Source organism: Streptococcus mitis (assembly GCF_026782865.1).
GTDB classification, from domain to species: Bacteria; Bacillota; Bacilli; order Lactobacillales; family Streptococcaceae; genus Streptococcus; species Streptococcus mitis_CG.
This window is the reverse complement of record NZ_JAKUXK010000003.1, coordinates 306712-328232: the sequence shown is the minus strand read 5'-3', so window position 1 is coordinate 328232 and position 21521 is coordinate 306712. Positions and strand designations below refer to the sequence as shown.

The window sequence follows — 21521 nt, the reverse complement described above, 5'->3', positions numbered from 1 at the left end:
TGTGTCCAACCATCTGTCAATGAATCATCATGTGGACTATTGGCTACACCATCTCCTACTGTCACAACATCCGTCCAAGTTTTACCGTCTTGGCTGACTTGAATTTTACCATCACGAAGATAGTTTTGAGTTCCGTCTTGGATGTAGGCTCTGATCTTCTTGATAGTGCGTTCGCTGCCAAGTTTTAAGGTTACATGACCATCTTTATGGGCATAGTCTGAAAACTCAACGAAGTTGTTGTAGACACCATCAAACAATTGATCTAGGTTATTAATCTTACGAACATCATTACTTCCATATGTTGGATGAATGCCCATAGTTGTAGATTCTAGTTTGGTTGGTTGCACTTCTTTAGTCGTTACAAGGAGAGAAGTTGATGGCAGGTCTTGTTCTTGATTTGTTTTATTAACAAGACGAACGTAACGTACCAAGTGGGTTGCGACAGTTCTGTCTGTCAACTGGCTAGCTGGTGTCCATTCTTGAGCATTTGCAGAGTACTCAAGGCTAAGAGCTGGGTTGGTTTGACCTTGGAGCTGGATGCTCTTGACTTGATGGATTCGGTCAAGCTTCATACCTAGATAACTATTCGCAGGAAGTTTAGTTCCAGCTGGAATCTGAAGTTCATAACGACCAAGGCTATCAAATACTGGTGTTTCCTTCAAGGCATCCACGTTTGTGTCTGTTAAGTCGCTATTTCCAGAACGTGTCTCAACAGAGAAGTCTTGGATACGCCACCAAATGTCACTTGCCTTGGTATTGCGTACTCGGATGTAACGAGCATTGATAGCTCTAGTCACTTCCTTAGTTTGTTCTCCTGATAGGCGATCTAACTCTTGCCATGCAGATCCATCTGTAGAGTACTCAAGTACACCTGCGGCAAGTTTATCGCCAGTTCCTTGGCGAAGACGAACTTTAGTCACTGACTTGATTTCACCGAGGTCAAGCTGTACCCAGGCATCTACTGGAGTCGTATTGCTACCGTCAGCATTTGCCATCATGGCTTCTGTATTGTCCTTGCCATCAGTGATTTGACGGGCTGAGGTATTTAGTTTGTAAACTAAGTTTGAGCTAAGACTAACTGTCGTCGCTTGTTGGCCACGTGCTTTTTCAACTGGACGATTTACTGCAATCTCGCGAACTGCAAACCAGGTGTCATCACGATCTTCTGTAGCAATCATACGTACTGCTTTAGCTTTGATGTTAAGATTCTCAAACTGAACAAGTGACTCATTACCAACATAAGTTGGTTCTTTCAAACTTATCCAGTTATCATTTTCATCCAAATACTGAACTTCAGCCTTGCTAAATGTATCACGTGGATTTGCCTGAGTTCCCATAGCAAAGGTCAAGGTTTGGATATCTACCGGTTTGTTGAACTTCATACCAATATAATCACCTGTCTTGATACTATTTGGTGATTTAATCAAGGCATGAGTTGCCAAGTCACCGTCCGTTACTTCTGCCAAACCACCTTCTACACCTGTTCGATTGGTAATAAAGGTGCTGATGATTTGGTCAGGGTGCAAGACTTTTTGAACTTCAGACGCTAGAACTTCTTTCAAGGATAGGATAAATGGACGGATATGTTGAACCCCCAATTCAGCCTTTTCAAGATGGTCTACATAATGGAAGGTATGAGTTTGAGACTGTTCATACAATTTCAAACCTTTATAGTAGCTGTCCCAAAGTTTGGCTGCATCATTTGTAGTCATAGCCTCTGTTCCTGTTAGGAAGGCATCAAGGGCATTCATTTGGTCGATTGCATTATCCAACCAATAGTGGATCTGTGCAACCATTTTTTGATCACCTGATGCTTTATAAAGTTCAGCTGCTTCTTTAATCTTGGCAAATTCTGCACGCAAGGTTGCACGTTCTGCAGTTACATCTTGACCCGCTTTGAGCTTAGTCATGAAGTCTGTCAATTTTGGAGCCAATTCAACTGATTCTTCAAGTTTTACTACACGACCGTCCATGTTTTGGTTGATCATATGCTTACCAAGTTCGCGGAAGGCTGCTGATACCTTGCTATCTTCAAAATGACCATTTTCAACAAAGTTGAAGGCAACGTCATTGAGTTTCTTAGCCTCTTCTTCTGATTTCCACTGTTTCCATGTATATTGAGCTCCAGCAAAGAGGGCAATCTTAGATGGTTCAGACTGTTGCATTGGGTTCAACATAATACCGGATAGCAAGCTTGGATCTACATTCGGATGAAGGAATTTCTCACCACCACCTAGAATCAAGTGTTGTTTAGAGTTATCTGTAACTGGCCAGTTCACCCAAAGTGATACTGGACGGTAAGTTTTACCACCTACAGTTAGATTGTTCTTGAGAGTTGATAAGAAACCTTCAGAAACTTCACCCCAAATCTTACCACCCGTCAAGGTCATAGATGTTGAACTTGGGAGATTTTCATTTAGAGATTTCAACTCTGCTTCACGCCCATTACCCCAATACTGACCTGGAACAAAGATCATTTCTTTGCGAAGACCGCTATAAGTTCCTTGCATTTCTGTCAACCAGTTGGTCATATCCTGCATCAAGCGGTTGTAGCTATTGTAGCCTCCAACTGGGCTTGGTGCATCATCGGCTAGAATACCAAATTCACGGACGCCCACTTTCATCAACTGAGTAAATTTAGCCTTGATGGTTGCCAAGTCTTCTTGGTAATGCGCTTCATTACCAAAGCGGATACGGTTGTTCATGAATGGATGGATGGTCCAAACATAGCGAGTTTTACTTTGATTTCCGACGCGAGCAAGTTCACGAATTTCAGCTAGTTTTTCTTCTGGGTAAAGTTCACGCCATTTCTTGTTGTGGTATGGATCATCTTTTGGTGCGAAGAAGTATTGGGTCAATTTCAAATCGCCACCAAAACGCATGAGTTCAGCACGATCTGCATTAGACCATGGATTTCCATAGTAACCTTCGATGAAACCACGGTTCTTGATTTCAGCGTAATCTTCTACTGTCACATTGCGAAGAACTGGAACTTGACTTTCCTTGAGCATGTGTTTCAAAGTTGTCAAACCATAGAATACCGCATCTGTGTCTTTTCCGACGATGGAAATTGAATTGTCCTTGATGGTCAAAGCATAGGCATCAATTTTATCAAAGAGACCTGCTGAAACCTTGGACAAGTTTTGTTCTGCTTGTGAGCCTCGTCCATGCACTCCAAGATAGATATTAGTTGCGCCAGCAACTGCTGATTGACTAGTAGTGTAGGATACTTGATTGTCCTGCAAGACACTCTTCAAGCGATTACGAGTATAGACATCGAGTTGATCTCCCATTACCAGATTGACTTGCTTACGAAGAGCTGTTACTCCTTCTCCATAAGTCACTTTTTGTGGAGTTGGGAAGACCTTGTACTCTTTCTTGAGATAGTCTGCGCTCTTGCTGGTTGCTGCAATACTATCTTCGCTAGCTGGTTTACTTGCTGTGAATTGATCCGCTAGTTCAACTGTTCCATCACCTGTTTGCTCGACTTTTGGAGTTTCAGGTGTAGATGGTTGTTCTGGTTCTGGTGTTTCTTGTCCCTCTTTGATAGGTTTCAATAGATGAACTTCAGCTGCACTTGCAAAGCCCCCAACACCTGCTAGAACTTTCAACTCAATCTTGTTAGTCTGAACAGGAGCAAAGTTGACTGTTTTTTCTTGGGTATTGTTGTCCCAGTTTCCTTCTGAAACCTTGACCATTTGGCCATCTTTTTGTGTATAGATCTCGTAGCGAGTCACGACTCCATTTCCACCACCTGGACGTGGGAGATAAGTCAAACCATTGACTTTTTCTGCTTCTTTCAAGTTCATAGAAAGAGTGTACGGAGCAGTATCACCAGTCCATTTAGTATGCCAGAAGGTATTTGGATCATTGTCAAAGGCTTTGTCAACAGTGCCTTCAGTCGCTGTTCCTGGTGTTTCTTGACTAGTTGCAGAAACTGTGAAATGTTCTGTTGGAATCAAACGAGGATTTACAAATGGTTTATCTGTCAACTCTGCACTATGTAAAATTCCTTTGAAACCACCGATACTTTCAAGAGGTAGAACCAAGCTATTGTGAGCAAAGCGAGGGTGAGCTGGATTTGCGATACGTTCAATCTTCTCACCATCCACATAAAATTCCGTTGATTGTGGTTTAGTCACAATAGAGATTTGATAACGTTTGTTCTTTTCAAGTTTTTTCTTGAACTGGATATGGAACTGTTCAAATTGATAAGCAAGATAGCCGTCTTTATCAGCTAGATAGATACGGTTGTCTCCACTTGTTGAGAAGGTTTGTTCACCGTCTCCAGTGACAGTTACATCAAACTTCAAGACATGACTTGGACCAACATCACCAGCTAATCCTTCAATACTACTGTCTTTGTCAAATGCTAAGCCTTGATCAGATGCTTTTACTTTCTTACTTGCATAGTTTTTCACTGTTTCAGGATTGATAGTAAACAAGTCACTTTGATCAATCGCTCTGTCAGGATTTGACTGTGGCGCATAAGGGCTCGCTGGTAGGATACGTTCTGCAAATGTCGCTGCCGCACGGTCAGATCCCCAAGTGCGTTCTGCAGTAGTTTGCATGCTCTTGAAGAAGCGTTTAAAGATATCATAAGATGTCAAACCTGTCTCATGAAGATCAATATTGTCATTCCAAACTGCGTGGCCACCACCAATTACATTTGGATTTGATGCTTCTAGAAGTGGACCATGACCAGTTCTGAAATCGTTTGGTGTCCAACCATTATATTGAGTTTCATAGTTAGCATAATCACCATAAGCAGCTCGACGATTATCTCCATTCGGAACGCTATATGTTGGGATATCTGTGATATTAATAATCTTAGCTCCCTGAGCAATAGCTTCTTTTGGTTGCTGCCAGCCAATACTCCAGATATCAACTTCTACATCTTTCCAATCAACCGCTGTTTTACCTCGTTTCGCACTGAGCGACCCCCAAATACGAGGTGTATAGCCTTTCCCTTTAATGTATTTAATAAGGTCATTGACATAACGACGATAGCTTTCTCTACTTCCGTAGTATTCATCCGTTCCGATATGAACAGTAGATACCCCATGAAGTGGTGCATCTGGACCATCAAGAAGTTTGTCATAAACTGATTTGACAAAAGCCAGCGTTTCATCGTATTTATTATCTAGATCGAGCATAGCTACGCGCTCTACGTTATGTTTACCTCTGTAATCGCTCAGGCTACCTTGATACATGAGGTCTGGACGAACTTTGACAAATGACAGAGCATGACCTGGTGTGTCAATTTCAGGTACTAGATTGATATGCAAGGCCTTAGCAAGTTTAATCAGATTTTGCATCTCTTCTTTAGTATAGTGCTCATCTGATGTTAATTTTTGACCATTCTTACCGATAATATCTGTCTCTACACGGAAACCTGTCTTAGCATGTTCTAGAACATACTTAAGCTCTTCTGCTTGTGTTAAGTTCTTACCTGCCAAGTGTTCCTTTAGGAAGATATAGTTATCGTTAAGGTGTAACTGCAAGTCGTTCATCTTGTAGTAAGCCATGTTGAGCATGATGTCTACAAGGGTATCATAAGGAATAAATTTACGACCTGTATCTAGCATAAAGCCACGGTGACTAAAGCTTGGGAAATCACGGATTTCTCCATTTTGGAGATTGCTTTCCCCCATTTGAAGAAGAGTACGAGTAGCATAGAAGGCCCCTGTGTTCGTTGCAGCTTCGATGGTAATGACACCATCTTGGATAGTGATGCCATAGCCTTCCTTACCATACCCCTTATTTTCAACTTTTTTAAACTCGATTCGTTTTTGAGCCTGCTTGTCACCTGTCGCAAGTTCCAATCCACGACTTGCAAGGTCTGACTGGTAGAAGGTTGCTGCTTGTTCAAAGCCTGAATCACCCGTAGCAAGAACTGTATCTGAAGTGATAGAAGATTGACCTTCTTTTCCATACCATTGTTGAACAGCTGGTGCTACTTTTGGTTTGACACCCACACCTTCGTCCTGATGTAGCCCCTTGATGACTACTTCAAATTCTTTAGTAAAGGTATGTGAATCTTTAATTTGCTCTACCATAACCTTAACGCGTTGATCAGTCAGAGGCTTATAAATGTGATTTTGAAGGTCAATCACACCTTGTTTGTTGCTACCGATAAGACTGACTTTTCCTGGTAGAGTTGGCAAGACAAGAGACTGTCCGTCTTTAGCTATAGTCAATTCTGTAACCTGACGGATATCCGTTACCTTACTTGTATCAGGAATATTCGAATAAGCTCGAATTTCTTGAATACCAACATTTCTCCAACCCATTGTGCCCGCTTGATAGTCATTGATTTCTAACTTGAGATATTTAGCTTGAATACTATTGGCTAAGTCAACTTTCTCATCTAAAACAGGTTCTCCAGTCTTGGTATGAGCGAGCTTCCATTGTTTTTCTCCACTAGCACTTACATCATCTTGACCTGCATAGTAGAGGCTCCATGATTTGATATTAGGGTCATTTTGCCCATTACGAACACGACGATCCCAATCAATTTCCACATGTCTAATAAGTGTAGTCTTGGGAAGAGTTAATTCGAAAGTTGGTTTGTCAATATTTTGATTTGTTGCCCAACGAGTATCAGGATTACCGTCCACTGCCTTGTCAGCAGTATAAGGAGTACCAGTTTCTGAGTCGTTTACTTGAACAGTTACACCTTCTAAGTGGTTACGATCTTCTCTATCTTCAATTTGCTTTTCAACTGGTTTGATTGTAGGTGTAGCTGGTTCTACAGGTTTAGAATCTGCTTTTGGTGTTTCAACCGGCTTCAGAGTCTCAGCTGGTTTGGGAGCTGTTGGAGTTGTTGCTGGGCTTGTTTCTTCAGTTGCTGCAGGACTTGTTCCTGCAGTATTTTCATGATTTTCTTCATGTCCTGCATCTGCCGTTGCTTCTGATTCAGCTTTCTTTAAAACAGCCGCTAAATCGTCCGGCAACTTATCTAGGGGCTGAGCTTGTGTGATAGTTCCTTCTTTCTCAGGTGTTCCAACTGTCTCAGCAGCCTGCACTACATTTGCACCAAAGATACTAGCACCGATCATTACAGAGGCTGCACCAATTGCAAATTTTCGAATACTATAGTGACAGCGTCTTTCAAAAAAATGTCTATCCATCTTTATCCTATTCCTTTCATCCACTTATTACAGTAAGCGGTCTCATTTCCCATTTAAAAATGGAGAGAACCTAGAGGTTCTCTCCAACTAAGTTATTTCTGTCTGAATTCTAGTTCCGGTAAACTCTAAAATCCAGTCTTCTTTAATTTTCTTTACGTTTTGTCGCAAGGACAGCAGCAGATAAGGCAAGACTGATGCTAGCTAGGAAGATAGCTGTATCAGATTGGCTTTCTCCCGTTTCTGGCAATCTCTTCTGATCTTCTGTTGAAACTGAAGTTTTAGATTCTGCAAGTTTTCCTTGGCCCAATTGACTAATCTGATACTCAGGTTTTTCAATAGTTGGTGCTGCTTGATCGCCTGCTGTAGCCAATAGTCCTGTGTAGGCTGGCTTTTCGTTTACCAAAGCTTCTACTGCATTAGCGCCGCCTTTATATTCTGACAATTCATGAACTAAGGCTTCTACCGCATTCGCCCCACCTTTGTATTCTGGAACTTCATTGACAGCTGCTTCTACTGCATTAGCGCCACCTTTATATTCTGGCAATTCATGAACTAAGGCTTCTACCGCATTGGCTCCACCTTTGTATTCCGGAACTTCATTGACAGCTGCTTCTACTGCATTCACACCGCCTTTATATTCTGGCAATTCATGAACTAAGGCCTCTACTGCATTGGCTCCATCTTTGTATTCTGGAACTTCATTGACAGCTGCTTCTGCCGCATTGACGCCGCCTTTGTATTCTGGAACTTCATTAACAACTGCTTCTTCACCTTCTGTTCCAACTGGGCCTTTATACTCAGGTAACTCAAGAATTGGTGGTACTTCTTCACCTGCTGTTCCAAGCGAGCCTTTATACTCAGGCACTTCAAGAATCGGTGCCACCTCTTCACCTTTGCTACTTGTAGGAGCATCTGGTTTAGCAGCCTGATCTTGTAGTTGGTTGAGATATTCTGCAAAGTAGGCAACCATTCTTTCAGTCAAGAGATGGTTATCCGTAGCATATTTCATACTAGCTACTACACTTGCTACCTCCTCTTGATTCTCTTTGCTGATCAATTTTTGAGCTTTCGCTAAAGCTGTTTCATAACCTGACAAATCAAGAGCTGTTTCTGCAACCTGTGGACGACTAAAGATCAACTCAGCAGCGGCTTGATATTTATCACCACCGTCTCCATAAGTCTTAGTACCTGTCAAAACAATTTTCTTAGCTTTGATTGTCTTACCAAAGTCAATATCTTTTGGTTTATTGTTATCTGGCCAATCAGTTGTAGTGAAAGTATGTTCTTTACCAGATTCATCTGTCACAACCAATTTCACATCTCGCAAATTACCATTTGATCCTGATCCGCGTGGCACATAACGGAATCCAGTGATTTCTGTCGCCTCTTTCAAGACCATGGTTGCAGGTTTACCAACATCTCCACCATTCCAAGATGTATGCCATAGACTTGATAAGTTACCATCAAAGGCATTTGCTAAATCTTCTCCCGCTTGCGCTGGAGCATTCAGTGTTTCAAAGTCTTCTGCTACCAAGGCTGTTTTCTTTTGTACCAAGGCATTCTTCAGAGCGTCAATCTTAGCAATCTCAGCACGCGCTTCTTCTACACTAATGTCATCATCTGCTTGACTGAGGTTAAAGACAGCTTCCTTCAAGGCATCCATAGATTCCTTAGTATAGTTGGTCATGGCAACCGTTGGCAAATAGTTCTTCAGAGCATTTTCTGTCAACATCTTACCAGTTAACGTGATTTCCTCGATTTGAAGTTTATCCATGATGAAGTCATTGTAACCACGGAAGTTAGCATTTCCACCAGAATCTCCACGAGTATTGCTTGCGTTACCAGTTGAGTAGATACCTACCCAAGTATCGCCTGTTTCTGCACCTGTTACGAGGAAGGTTACCTTCTTAGCTTTCTTAGAATCTGTCCAAGTATTTGGCAATTCATGCATTTCTAAATTGCTTGCTTGATTACCGCGACGTCCTGATTGGAATTCTCCCTTACCGACTACAAAGGCGTAGGTATTGTCAGAGCCTGCTTCATATTCAAAGGTTACACGATAAGTCTTACCAGCTTCAAAACGGAAGTTTTGAGGAATTGTTTGGTAAACCAAGTTACGACGGCTAACTAGTCCATTTGTCTTCAATGACCAATTTCCTTCGATAACATCATCGACTTTCTTACCATTCCAATCACGTTGTGTATATGGATTATGTTTTTCAGATAAGTGAGTACGATTATCCTCAACTCCTTCGATACCACCAATTACAAATGGGAAAATACCTTGTGCGACATTTTCAAAGTCTTGTTTAAATGTTCCTTTACCTGTATCATGATTATCTCCGTACATACTTGAATTATTCTCAAAGGTACGAATTTCATCAAAGTAAGTTGCTTCATCACCAGCTTCACGACTCAAAGTAAGAGTGACATTTGATACATCTGAACCTGTTGTAAAGAAGGCATACATGTTCTGGAAGTAACTTGTATCGTCAACTGTAGCATTGTCACGACGAGTATTATGGGCATAGGCCTTAACATAGTTAAGAGCTAGTGACTTATTGGTATAGCTAGTCACTTCTTTTTCACCAGTATTTACTGTGATACTTGCCTTAGCATTACTACGGTTATCAACACCAACATAAACAGCATACTTAGTATTTGGTTTCAAGCCAGTCAGTTTCTGAGTAAGGCTGACTGTGCTCTTATTGCCTTGGATACGAAGCATTTCATTTGCGCCTTGTGATTTGACAATTTCTGCCTTAGAAGCATCACCAGAAATAGTCCAGTGTTTTAAAGTTCCACTGTTAAATCCTTGGTCATAGATATGCATACCTTCACTCCATGACATTTCAGGATTGGTTTGTTTTGAACGGTAGAGCACATAAGGTTGATTTGCAGTAAGATCAAGGGTAATCTTACCATCTTTCACAGTTAATTCTTGCTCTTCTGTCTTACCTTGGTCAGTTAGCTTGTAAAGATAAACCTTGCTCTTTGCCCAATCACTAGGAAGTGTCCAAGTTGTTGCACCAGCTTGCGTATTGAAGTAGTACATTTTTTCCTTATCAGCAGGAAGTTTCTTACCATTTGCATCCCAGTTCCAAGGAGTCAAGTAAGCTGAACCATCTTGGATGACACGTCCATTGAGAGTCACTGTACGTTCACGGTATTGCGGGCTATTGACATCATTTGACTTACGAGTCACAACAACTTTGTTATTATCAGCATCTACCAATTCCACTCGCATTTCTGGAGTCCATTTATAAGTGCTACCGTTATCAGACATGGTAACAGGTGTACCATTTTCCCACTTGCTTACAGTGAAGTGTTGGAAGTACTTGGTCATGACATCATGAGCAAACAAGTTAGTTACATATCCATTGTAGTCACTTCTTCCTTGCCAACCTTCAAAGTCTTTCATGCTGTAACCACCTAGAAGTGGATAGTTAGCTGCACCACCGTAACTTCTGTAATCCCCAACCCAAGAATCTTTTTGGTGGTTACGGATAAAGCGTGTGATAGCACTGTTGATACCTTTATTAGTGTAGCCACCATAGGTCAAGTCAGCTGCCCAGTGTTGGAAGGTAGAGTCGTATTCACCACCATGGCCCCACTCAATCGCAAAGCGCCAGCCTTGTTTGTTAATTTCTTTAGCAAGAACGTGGGTAGCCCAGGCACCATTATCACCTGATTGCCCATTGCCCCAAACGTCCACATAGATAAAGTCAAGGCCTTCACCAAGTTTATTTTTCAATTCTTCCCAGCGAGCTAAGCGTCCATGCGCCAAATCATAAGCAGCATCAATGTTGATACCTTGGTCTAGCCAGTTCCAACCATAGCTGTAGCTTCCATCTGGATTCTTACGAAGAATATTTTCGTTAAAATATTTAGACTCAGGATAAGTTTCAGAAGCGTTAACGTGAATACCTAGATGAGCTCCATATTTCTTCGCTTTCTCAATCAAAGCCTTGAAGTCTTCGACACCACCAATACGTTTACCAATATCAGCATAGTTCAAGTGTCCAGAGTCATGACCTTCACTACCGTAACCTTTAAGGAGAACACCCTGTCCAAGACCATCTGTGTGAAGATTGATCTTCTTAATACCATCCAAGGTCATAAGGAATGGGTTTTGTGCTTGAGAACCAAAGTTCATCGCGATACGATATGCTGTGATATCCTTGACTTTTTCCCAACCTTGAGGGTTGTTCATGATACTACGATAAGCAATGGCACCATCCTGCCAGTCGACTTTACTATCCGCATTGGCATCTTCAGTGATCACAACCTTGGCACTTGGAAGTTCCTTAGTATATTCTGGGAAGACAATGCCCTTATATGCTTTTTCCCATTGCCATTCAGAGCTTTGAATTCCCACATAGTTTGTATTTCCAACAGTTTGTTTGAAAGCTGTCAAACGAGTCCAGTCATTCGAACCACCACCGTAGCTGTTTTGAGAGTTGCTCCAAACACCTGCAGCAAGTTTATCCGTAGAAACAAATCCATACATATAACCCTTAGCCAAGTCCTTCATTGGATTGGTTACAGCAATATGATCATCTCCACTGATATGAGTGTTGTTTGACATGGTTGCCCCATCAAACTTAGCTCCAGCTTGGTCGCTTGAAACCGACACAAGTGAGTTCCCTAAGAAATTGATAGAGGAGAGAAGTTTTCTTTCATCATCAATCTTCTGACCTGGAGTAACTTGGTTATGGTTGACAATCTTGGTTACATCAAAGTGCAATTGATTATCCACAACTTGCAAACGTACGGTCATATCTGAATTGATGAAATTCTTCTCATCACGAAGCTTCATCAAGTACTCTGCAGTAGTATCATTGATCTTCTTATAGGTGACTTCAGGTGTAATTTCGTGATTGTTTACTAAGATTTTCTTAAGTTGTTGAACCTGTCCAGGTAAAATATGGCCATTCAGCGTATATTCCTTGACACGTGGAAAAGCTTGGTCAATCACTGCTTTTAGGACTTTAGATTGGATGGTATCATAAGTCACTTTACTATCATCTACCACCGCACCAGTTTCTTTTTCAGCAGTGGCTTCAGTAGTTTGAACTCCATCCTGATTGTCAGTCTTAATATTTACAACTGTCTTTTCAGTACCATATGTACCAGCTTTAAGTAAGATTTTCTTTTCATTTTTAAGATTTTCATTAACAGCAGCTGGTAAAGTAACTGTATCAAAAAGTTTTACATCATTATTTGTTGCATTTAGCTGACCATCTGATTTTAGGCTAATAGTCAGATGATTCACTGAGCCATTTACTGGAGCTGCAACACGACCACCCTGATACCATGTGCTATTACCTGGTGTCTTGTATTCCCAGAACCAACCTGATTTATCATATCCAACAAAGACATTATTATTTGTATCTTTAAATTTCAAGAAGACACCAAAACGTGATTTGCCTGTTTCAGATTCTTCTTTGAAAGTGAGATCCACATTCGCATTACCATTTGCATCCACAGTCAATCCTTGTTTTTCAAACAAGGCTGGTTTGCTGGCATTGTCATTTTGATCTGTTGAAGACAACTTATTGTAACGAACACCATTTTCCTCACGAATGGCTACAGTCCCTTGTTGTTCTTTTCTTGCTACAGTTTGCCATTCAGGAGTGACTTCCTTTGGTGTCTCTGGCTTAGCTGTCGCTGGTTTTTCTTCTTTCGGCTTATCTTCTTTTGGCTTTTCTTCAACTGGTTTTTCAGTTTCCTCTAAATTCGCTGGTTTTGAACTAGAGATTCCCTTAATATGATCTTGGATCCATTTTAATTGAGCTGGAGAGAAAAGGATTCCTCCGCTACGGACTCCAACCACACCATTTTGATGAACACCAATCAATTTACCATCCGTGTCAAAGATACCGCCACCGCTAGCACCTGGTTGTCCACCTTGATAGCCAACTCCTTGAACACCTTCACCATAAGATTCAGCAAAATCCACAGCAGTGTTAATAACTGGCGCCAACTTACCAGCAGGATAGCCAAACATATTGACTTTATCCCCAACTTTCTTAACAACTGGCTTTTCAGTAACTTCTACAGGAGCATTTTCAAGAACTGTACGCAATCTTACAAGAGCCAAATCGTTCTTGTAACCCTTTAGATAGCCATCCCGATCCCAGTGAATCACATCTTTTTTACTAAATTTTACATCATCTAAACCAGGGTAGGATATACTAAAAATATCGCCATCCCCTTTATCATTATCCACAACCTTACGAATATTTCCATCTTGTTGATCCTTGATAAAGTTGTGAGAAACAGTCAAAACAAGATCCTTACCAATGACAATACCACTACCTTCTCCTGATGGAGTCTTAATCTTAACAGTAGCGCCATAGTTCAATTCTCCATTTTTTGTTTTGGCAACATCTTCAGGAACTAGACTACCAGTATCTTGTGCTAATTGGTCTTTATTTACCTCTTTACCATTATCAGTGGCTTTTTCAACTTTGCCTTCCAATTCTTTCGGCAACTTGTCAGTAGTTTCTTTGTTTTTCTTTTCAAGAGCTAATAACTCTTCTTCAGTTTTTGGTCCGTCTGTTGTTTCAGCAGAACCTGGATTTGCTGCTGCAACTTCCTTATTGAACTCTCGTCCATTATCGCTCGCTTTTTTATCCAAATCAGCCAGTTCACTTGGCAAATTATCTGTTGAGCCAACTGTTGGTGTGTTAGCCATTACTGGAGCAGTAGCAAAAAAACTAGCTCCAATCATAACTGAAGCAGCACCTAGTGCAAATTTACGAATACTGTATGTACAGCGTTTTTCAAAAAATCGTTTATCCATTAACCCCTAATTCCTTTCATCAACTTTCGTAAGCGTTTACATTTCTTGTTCGAAAAATACTCCTTTCTATCTGAAAAGTGCAATGCTTAACGTTTATAAAAAATAATTGCACTTTTAATATAACAAATATTGGCGGATAAAGCAATAGAAAATCTAGGAAAATTGCTAATTTTTTCTTAATTTTGGCAAAACCATACTCTGCCATTTAGAGGGAGTTATCATAGAATAAAAAGGATTTAGCATTCCTATCGAATGCCAAATCCTCTATCACTCTGTTTCTATAGATGTTTAAAATCTACTTCACATGTTTTGCGAGTTCTTCTTGAGCTTTTTTATTAGACTCTTCTTTTTCTTTCATCCATTTTTCTTGAGCTTTTTGATACTCATCAACTGTCACAGCTTTATCCTGAATTTCTAGATATTTGTACAAGAGAGCTTCACTTGTTCCTTTGTTTCCAGAATAAGCAAATGGAAGTGTGAATGGTACCATCTTAGACAACATTGGACGACCTGTCTGTGATGTTGTTGGAATGATCAATGCACTATCTGTCAACCAAGCTTGGGCAGCAGCATATTTTTCATAACGTTTTGAAACGTTGCTAACTTCTTCACCAGCTTCTACAACCATCTTTTCATAATCTTCCAAACCAACTTTCTTAGCAGCAGCATTGTTAGTTCCAGAATCAAATCCTAGATAAGTCTTAGTATTTTCTCCAACAGATGGCTTGATGATATCAAGGTAAGTAGATGGGTCTGCAAAGTCTGGAGACCAACCAACGTTATCTGAGATATCCCAATCTTCGCCAGCAGCTGTTTCAGCAAAGTAAGTAATGTTGAAGACATCGTCTTTTTGAAGTTGTTGAATATCCACAACAACATTTTCTGTTCCCAAAGTTGCTTCAACTGATTGTTTGAAAGATTGAACACGTTGAACTTTTGTTGTGTTAGTTTGATCAACAGGCATGTCCAAATGAATTGGGAACTGTACTCCTTCTGCCTGAAGAGCAGTCTTAGCCTTAGCAAATTCTGCTTTAGCTTTTTCAGGATTGTACAGACCGTCTTGAGCATCTGCTAAGTTAACATTACTCCACTCATCTCCGTAAGTTACCAATTTTTCTTTTACTAACTCACCAAAGTTTTTTCCATCTGCTTGTACAAATGTAGGAGGTACAAACAAGTTACGAAGAAGTTTAGTTGCCCCACTCGCACCATTGACCTGTGAAGCATAGGCTGTTCTGTCAAAACCAAATGCAAGTGCTTGACGGAAGTCTTTGTTAAGAAGTGCTTTCTTAGTTGATGTCTTCTGTTCATCTGTAGTCTTAGATGTAAATTTATATGACTGACGATCAATGTTAGTACCTACCAAGTAAGTAGTAGAATCCTGTTGGGTATAAACAATGTTATCTTTAAATGATTTCTCAGTCTCTGGATAGCTAGCACTCGTTGGGAAGAGACGGGCCATGGTGAAGCTTCCATCCTTGAAGGCTTCAGTCGGTTTGTTGGTATCTTGTCCATCCCAGAATGATAATTTGACCTTATCAATATGGACATTGTCCTTATCCCAGTAGTTTGGATTTTTAGCAAATTCAACAGAAGATTTAGCTACAATAGATTTGAGCAAGAATGGACCATTGTAGAGAATACTACTTGGATCTGTCCCTTTCCCAAAATCGTCTCCCTTAGAGTTTAAGAACTCTTCATTAACTGGAGCCATCACTCCCATTGTTGTCTTAGAATTCCAAAAACTTTCTGGTTTATTCAAGGTGTACTGAATTGTTTGATCATCAAGAGCCTTGATTCCGACTTGTGAGAAATCTTTGATTTCACCTTTCACATAAGCATCCAAGCCTTTAATTGACTCTTGCACAAGGTAAAGACCATCTGATTTTTTATCAGCTGCATATTTCAACCCCGTAACAAAATCTTGTGCTTTAACTGCAGCATATTCTTCACCTTCAGATGTGTACCATTTTGCATCCTTACGAATCGTGTAGGTGTAAGTCAGACCATCTTTAGATACTGACCAATCTTCGGCCATTGATGGCACAAAATTACCGTAACGATCATTTTCTAACAAACCATCCACTACGTTGCTAGTGATATTTGCTGTTGCAGCTTTACCAGTTGTCAAGTAGTTCAGGTTATCTGGATCTGTTTCATAAATGTATGAGAATGTCTTCTCACCTTTAGCACCCGATCCTGATCCTGAGCAAGCAGCTAAAACACCAGTTGCCAATAACGTAACACCCGCAAGGGCAAGAATTTTTGAACTTTTCATCACTTTTCTCCTTTAAAAACTTTCTATCCATTATAGCCTCTTTTCACAAACATGTCAACAGAATTTTCAGAATTTTTGAATTAATTAGATATATTCTGAAAAAATATCTTAAAATGAATTAAAAGAATGATAAGTTTCAGAATATAGTTCTTTAATTCCCTACTTAAAACTCTCTTGATATAAGAAAAGAGGGAATCCAATAATTCCCTCACCTATCTATTTAAATCACTTTTAGATTCATTAATTTAAGGATTGCAATGCAGAAAGAAGATAAGAGCCCTCACGAATTTTTTGACCTACAGACTTAGCATTTTTGACCAAATTCTGATACTCTTCTTGAGACAAATTGTCCAATACTTCTTTCAAGTCAAGTAAACTCTCAACACTAATTCCACACTCTTTTTCTAAGACGAAATTAGCCAAAGCAGATTGCTTCCAAACAATAATAGGAAAACCAGAAGCCAAATAAAGAGAAGCCTTGTGAGAATTATTGTATCTCAAATACTCACCAAACACTCCGCTACAAGTTTTAGAACTATCACCATCCCAGACTAAACCAAAGCTTCCTTCTAACGCTGACGGTAGTTCATCTGGAAGAAATGAACCAAAATAGGTTTCATTGGATAGCTTCCTAGCCTCATCAAAACCAACACCATAGAGGTTATATGCTGGTCTTGCAGGCAACTCATATAAGTAACCTGCTTTTTCTTGGGCCAAATTTCCAGCTACAATAACAGCCCCTTCCTTCGATAAACCTTCTTTGTCCTGATAATTCGGAATCAGATAGTCAAAAATGCCTAAACTAACTATTTTCTTCTCAGAAATTCCCTTCTCCACAAGCACTGATTTCATAACTGGATTATGAGCAATAAGACCATCAGCTTGTTTCAAAAGACTTGACTCTTGAAGATGGACACGAATTTTATGCTTCAAGGGTACTGTATCCAAATTAGCATAGCGCAAAACTTCTAAATCATGGATAATAAAGTGAACCTTCACTCCTTTACCTTGCATTCTTTTGACTAAATGAGTCGTAAAGAAACTATGATGAAGCATAGGAAATTGAATAAGCAGCTCATCCCCTTCCTTCAACTTAGAGATAGCTTTGGATAGGGCTTTAGCCTTGTGTCGTTGAGCCTTAATAGTCCCCATTTGATACCAATCATCTACCATCAATAACAAAGGACTATAGCCCTCACGAACTACTATTTCTTCAACATCGTTTCTAGCCTTATTCCCTGCATTTCGTGCACCAGAATCCTTCAGAAATTCTTCTTTTAGATAATATTTCATCTATCAATTTTATCCTTCGTTATCTTATTTAAACTCTTCTTCTACCACATTTAGGGCACGTTCAATGACCACATGCATGTCGTAGTATTTATAATCAGCCAAACGTCCGCAGAAAATGACCTTATCATTCTGTGCTGCTTCTTCTTGATATTTAGCAAACATAGCATTGTTTCTCTCATCATTGATTGGATAATAAGGTTCATCTCCACGTTTCCAATCAGCTGGGTATTCACGAGTAATAACGGTCTTGTCCTGAGTACCATACTCAAAGTGTTTATGCTCAATAATACGAGTATAAGGAATTTCTCGTTCTGTATAATTAACAACTGCATTTCCTTGATAGTTTTCTTCATCTAAAACTTCATGCTCAAAACTAAGACTACGGTATTCTAACTCACCATGTTTATAATCGAAGTATTGGTCAATCATCCCTGTAAAGACAACTTTTTCAGCAGAAGCTTCTAATTCTTGACGATTGGCAAAAAAGTCAACTCCAAGTTCTACTTCCACATCCTTCAGCATATTTTCGATGATAACGTTATACCCCCCAATTGGAATACCTTGGTAACGGTCATTGAAGTAGTTATTATCAAAAGTCAAACGAACTGGTAGACGTTTGATGATAAAGGGTGGAAGGTCAGTCGCAGAACGTCCCCATTGCTTTTCAGTATAGCCCTTGATCAATTTTTCATAAATATCTGGACCGATCAACTTGATAGCCTGTTCTTCCAAGTTCTTAGGTTCAACGTCCTTCATGTGAGCCGTTTGCTCAGCAATCTTATCTTTAACTTCTTGAGGAGTTTTTGTCCCCCACATAGCATAGAAAGTATTCATATTGAAAGGTAGATTATAAAGGCTACCCTTGTAATTAGCTACAGGCGAGTTGATATAGTTGTTAAATTCAGCAAATTGATTAATATAATCCCAGACTTTCTTATTAGAAGTATGGAAGATATGTGCACCATATTTATGAACATTAACACCTTCTACATTCTCACAATAGATGTTCCCACCAATGTGGTCACGTTTATCAATCACTTTTACTTTCTTTCCACGCTTGGTTGCTTCATAAGCAAAAATTGCTCCAGACAAACCAGCACCAACGATTAGATAATCATACATATTAAATCTCCATTATTAAACAATAAAGTTCCTTTTTTAATCACTAATTCTTCTCACTAAATTTTGATTCTAGAACACCAAAATTGATAAATCAAAACTATTGTAGCATTTAAAATAATCTACCCACTGTATAGGAAGAATTCCTAAGCAGTAATCTGTAAAAAATTATCATTTAGTTTAAGCCTATCAAAAGTATTTGTTGAAAACAACATAAACATAAAAATATTGTATGAAGGCACAAACCAAAATGCTTCAATCATACAGTTCAAAGCAATTATAGAAAGAACTGCCACATATAAATATTGACCTTTTCTATACTGCTCTTTCGCTGAAATGATATAAATAATAATTAGTAACACTACGGGAACAATACCATATGTAAACAGCATCTGGACGTAAGAGGAATCTACATAGTTATATCCAATTACAGCTTCCGTCTTTCCACCAGAACCAATAAACAAAACTTCTCTCGTACCAAATAAATTTAAATTAAAAGAACTAAATGCATTTCTTCCTAACGCTAACCTACCCGTAATTAATTTATTAATTAAAACCAGAAAAGGTGAACTCCAAGAAAACGTATAGGATAAATACATTATTAATGATGAAAAAATCAGTACTGAATATGGGAGAATTGCATAGATACGAAGTTTCTTTTCTCCGACAATATAAAAATATATAAAGATAACTGTTGCTAATAAAATAGAGAATGCATTTAAGCGTGCGTCACAATATTTAATAACAAATGCAGCTAGTAAAAGTCCCACTATTGATCTCATCCAAATCAATCTATCTTTTAATAAATAAGAATAAGCTATAAATAAATAGAAACAATGGGAAGCAAAATCGGTCGGATAAATAAAGCCGAAGGAATTTCTAATCACTCCCCCTCGATTATATTGTAAATTTGGGACTATTCCTAAAAGTGATAATATAAATACAACTATCAATACTATACTAGAGATAAAAATATAATTTTTCAAAATTACTTTCATATCAACATTAACTAAAAAAACTAGTAATGTCGAATAGACAAAAAAATTAAGCCTACCAGTTTGTAAATATACTACAATTCCTGTTAAAAGAAGTAAGATAGATAATACCAGATATTTGTAAGAAATCCTCATTTTATACAAAAATCGAAGTCCTAAAAGCAATAAAACTACAAACAGATAATTTGCTTTGACTTGAAAAAAAGTCCTATCCAACATTGTTGTAGATATAGCATTAAAAAATACCACTATCGCTACAACAATGTTAACCAGTAGGTTTTCAATATTTATTTTTTTCATTTTTTGATAAAGAATAATATAGAATAAACTAAAATAATTATTTTAAATCATAGGAATTTTAGCTCATCTACAATCTCTCTTCCTCACTTTCCTAAACTTTTAACACTTTACAATATTATCTAAAAAAACTCTCATCTATAAAATTATTTAATTAATTTATAGTGATATTCTTACCATTTTACTTATTGAATAATTGCTCTTTTAACTCTTTTAGACTAACTACTCTAAATAATAAGATTTGCAGAATATAAAGTATTCCCCCTATGATTGCACATATAACAACATTAAGCAACGGTGCAAAATGCATACCAGTCTTTAACAATGAAAGAGCAAAATACATAAGAATAGACGCTGAAAGTATTTTAATCATTGAAGTAAAAATTGGCACTTCTCTCAGATATTCTCTTGTAAAATATAATTGAATGAACCATACTAAGGCTTCCGTCAATACCGATACAACTGATGCACCAATATAGCCAAATTTAGGTAGTAAGATCAGATTTAATCCCACACTAATAATTGCTGGAACCGTAGTTGAAGTCATAAATTCTTTATTTTTATTATGAGGTATCAAAATTTGGATTCCCATAATATTCGTCCACCCAATAAAAAACATTCTAAAAATCATGATTGCTATTGCATACCTAGCATCTTGGAAGTCATTGCCCAAGAAAAATTTTACAAAATCATTATTAACAACTAGCATGCCTGCAATAATTGGAAAAATTACCAAATTGTAGATTAAAAAAGATACCTGATGCATTCGATTCACGGCTTCATTATTTCCTTTTGATAAAAGATTTGAAACACGTGGAAGCATGACACTTCCCAGAGAAGTTACCAAAGTGAGTAAAATATTCACCAATTTTAAAGCTTGATCATAAATACCAACATCAGTAGTTGATGCTAAAGCACCGAGCATTGTTCTATCTAAAGTAACATACAAAGAAATTGCTATTTGAGGCAAAAACAATAAAATTACCGGTTTAAGATGTTTCTTTGCATAACATAAATCCAAGTGAGGCTTGCCAATAAATTCACGAGCTGGAAACCACATACTTAACTGGCCTAATAATTCAAATATTGTCAACAAGGAAACATATAGATATAAATCACCTGAGGTTTTGATAAATAAAAATATTGAAACAACTCCCACCAGTTTAACAGTTATATTTCTAACTGTTATCTTACGAAAATCCTCCAAGCCTTGAAAAAGCCAAGAAATATCCATTCCCTTAGATAATAAACTTAAGCCTAAAATATACGCTACTGGATTCTGCATAAATGAAAACGCAAAGCACAAAATTATATATAATAAAATTGATAAGCATGTTGCACCAAACTGCAAGGTATAGATACCCCAAAAGTTTTTTCGAATATCCTTCCGATGACTTGAAATTTCTTTTGTCCCATAATTAGCAACTCCTAAAGTCGCTAAGAGAATAAAGTAGGTAACAATTGAGTTGAAATATCCATAAGTCCCTAAATCATTTGAGCTAAAAACCCTAGTAACATAAGGTGTTGTGATAATCGGAAGAATAATCACCAATAATTGATATGAGAGATTGTAAGCATAGTTCTTCAAAACTTTCATG

At 38.5% G+C, this 21521-nt stretch carries 7 protein-coding genes; all 7 read right to left on the bottom strand.

The window, feature by feature from the left end:
* Positions 1 to 7133, bottom strand: a 7133-nt coding sequence (locus MK482_RS02185) for a beta-N-acetylglucosaminidase domain-containing protein (protein WP_268717848.1), incomplete at its 3' end; no start/stop codon positions are given.
* A gap of 142 nt (positions 7134 to 7275) precedes the next feature.
* Positions 7276 to 13941: a SpGH101 family endo-alpha-N-acetylgalactosaminidase gene (locus tag MK482_RS02180; RefSeq protein WP_268717847.1), complete on the bottom strand. Its 6666-nt coding sequence runs from the start codon at positions 13939 to 13941 to the stop codon at positions 7276 to 7278.
* 295 nt (positions 13942 to 14236) lie between these two features.
* Positions 14237 to 16219: a peptide ABC transporter substrate-binding protein gene (locus MK482_RS02175; protein ID WP_268717846.1), complete on the bottom strand. Its 1983-nt coding sequence runs from the start codon at positions 16217 to 16219 to the stop codon at positions 14237 to 14239.
* 240 nt (positions 16220 to 16459) lie between these two features.
* Positions 16460 to 17512: a galactofuranosyltransferase gene (locus MK482_RS02170; RefSeq protein ID WP_268717845.1), complete on the bottom strand. Its 1053-nt coding sequence runs from the start codon at positions 17510 to 17512 to the stop codon at positions 16460 to 16462.
* 24 nt (positions 17513 to 17536) lie between these two features.
* On the bottom strand, positions 17537 to 18634 hold the full coding sequence (gene glf / locus MK482_RS02165) for a UDP-galactopyranose mutase (protein ID WP_268717844.1): 1098 nt from the start codon (positions 18632 to 18634) through the stop codon (positions 17537 to 17539).
* 143 nt (positions 18635 to 18777) lie between these two features.
* Entirely contained in the window at positions 18778 to 19926 is a 1149-nt protein-coding gene (locus tag MK482_RS02160) for a polysaccharide polymerase (RefSeq protein ID WP_268717843.1), read from the bottom strand.
* Positions 19927 to 20104: 178 nt separating this feature from the next.
* Positions 20105 to 21520, bottom strand: coding sequence for a flippase (locus MK482_RS02155; protein WP_268717842.1), 1416 nt, complete (start codon positions 21518 to 21520; stop codon positions 20105 to 20107).
* Between the last annotated feature and the right edge of the window lies 1 nt (position 21521).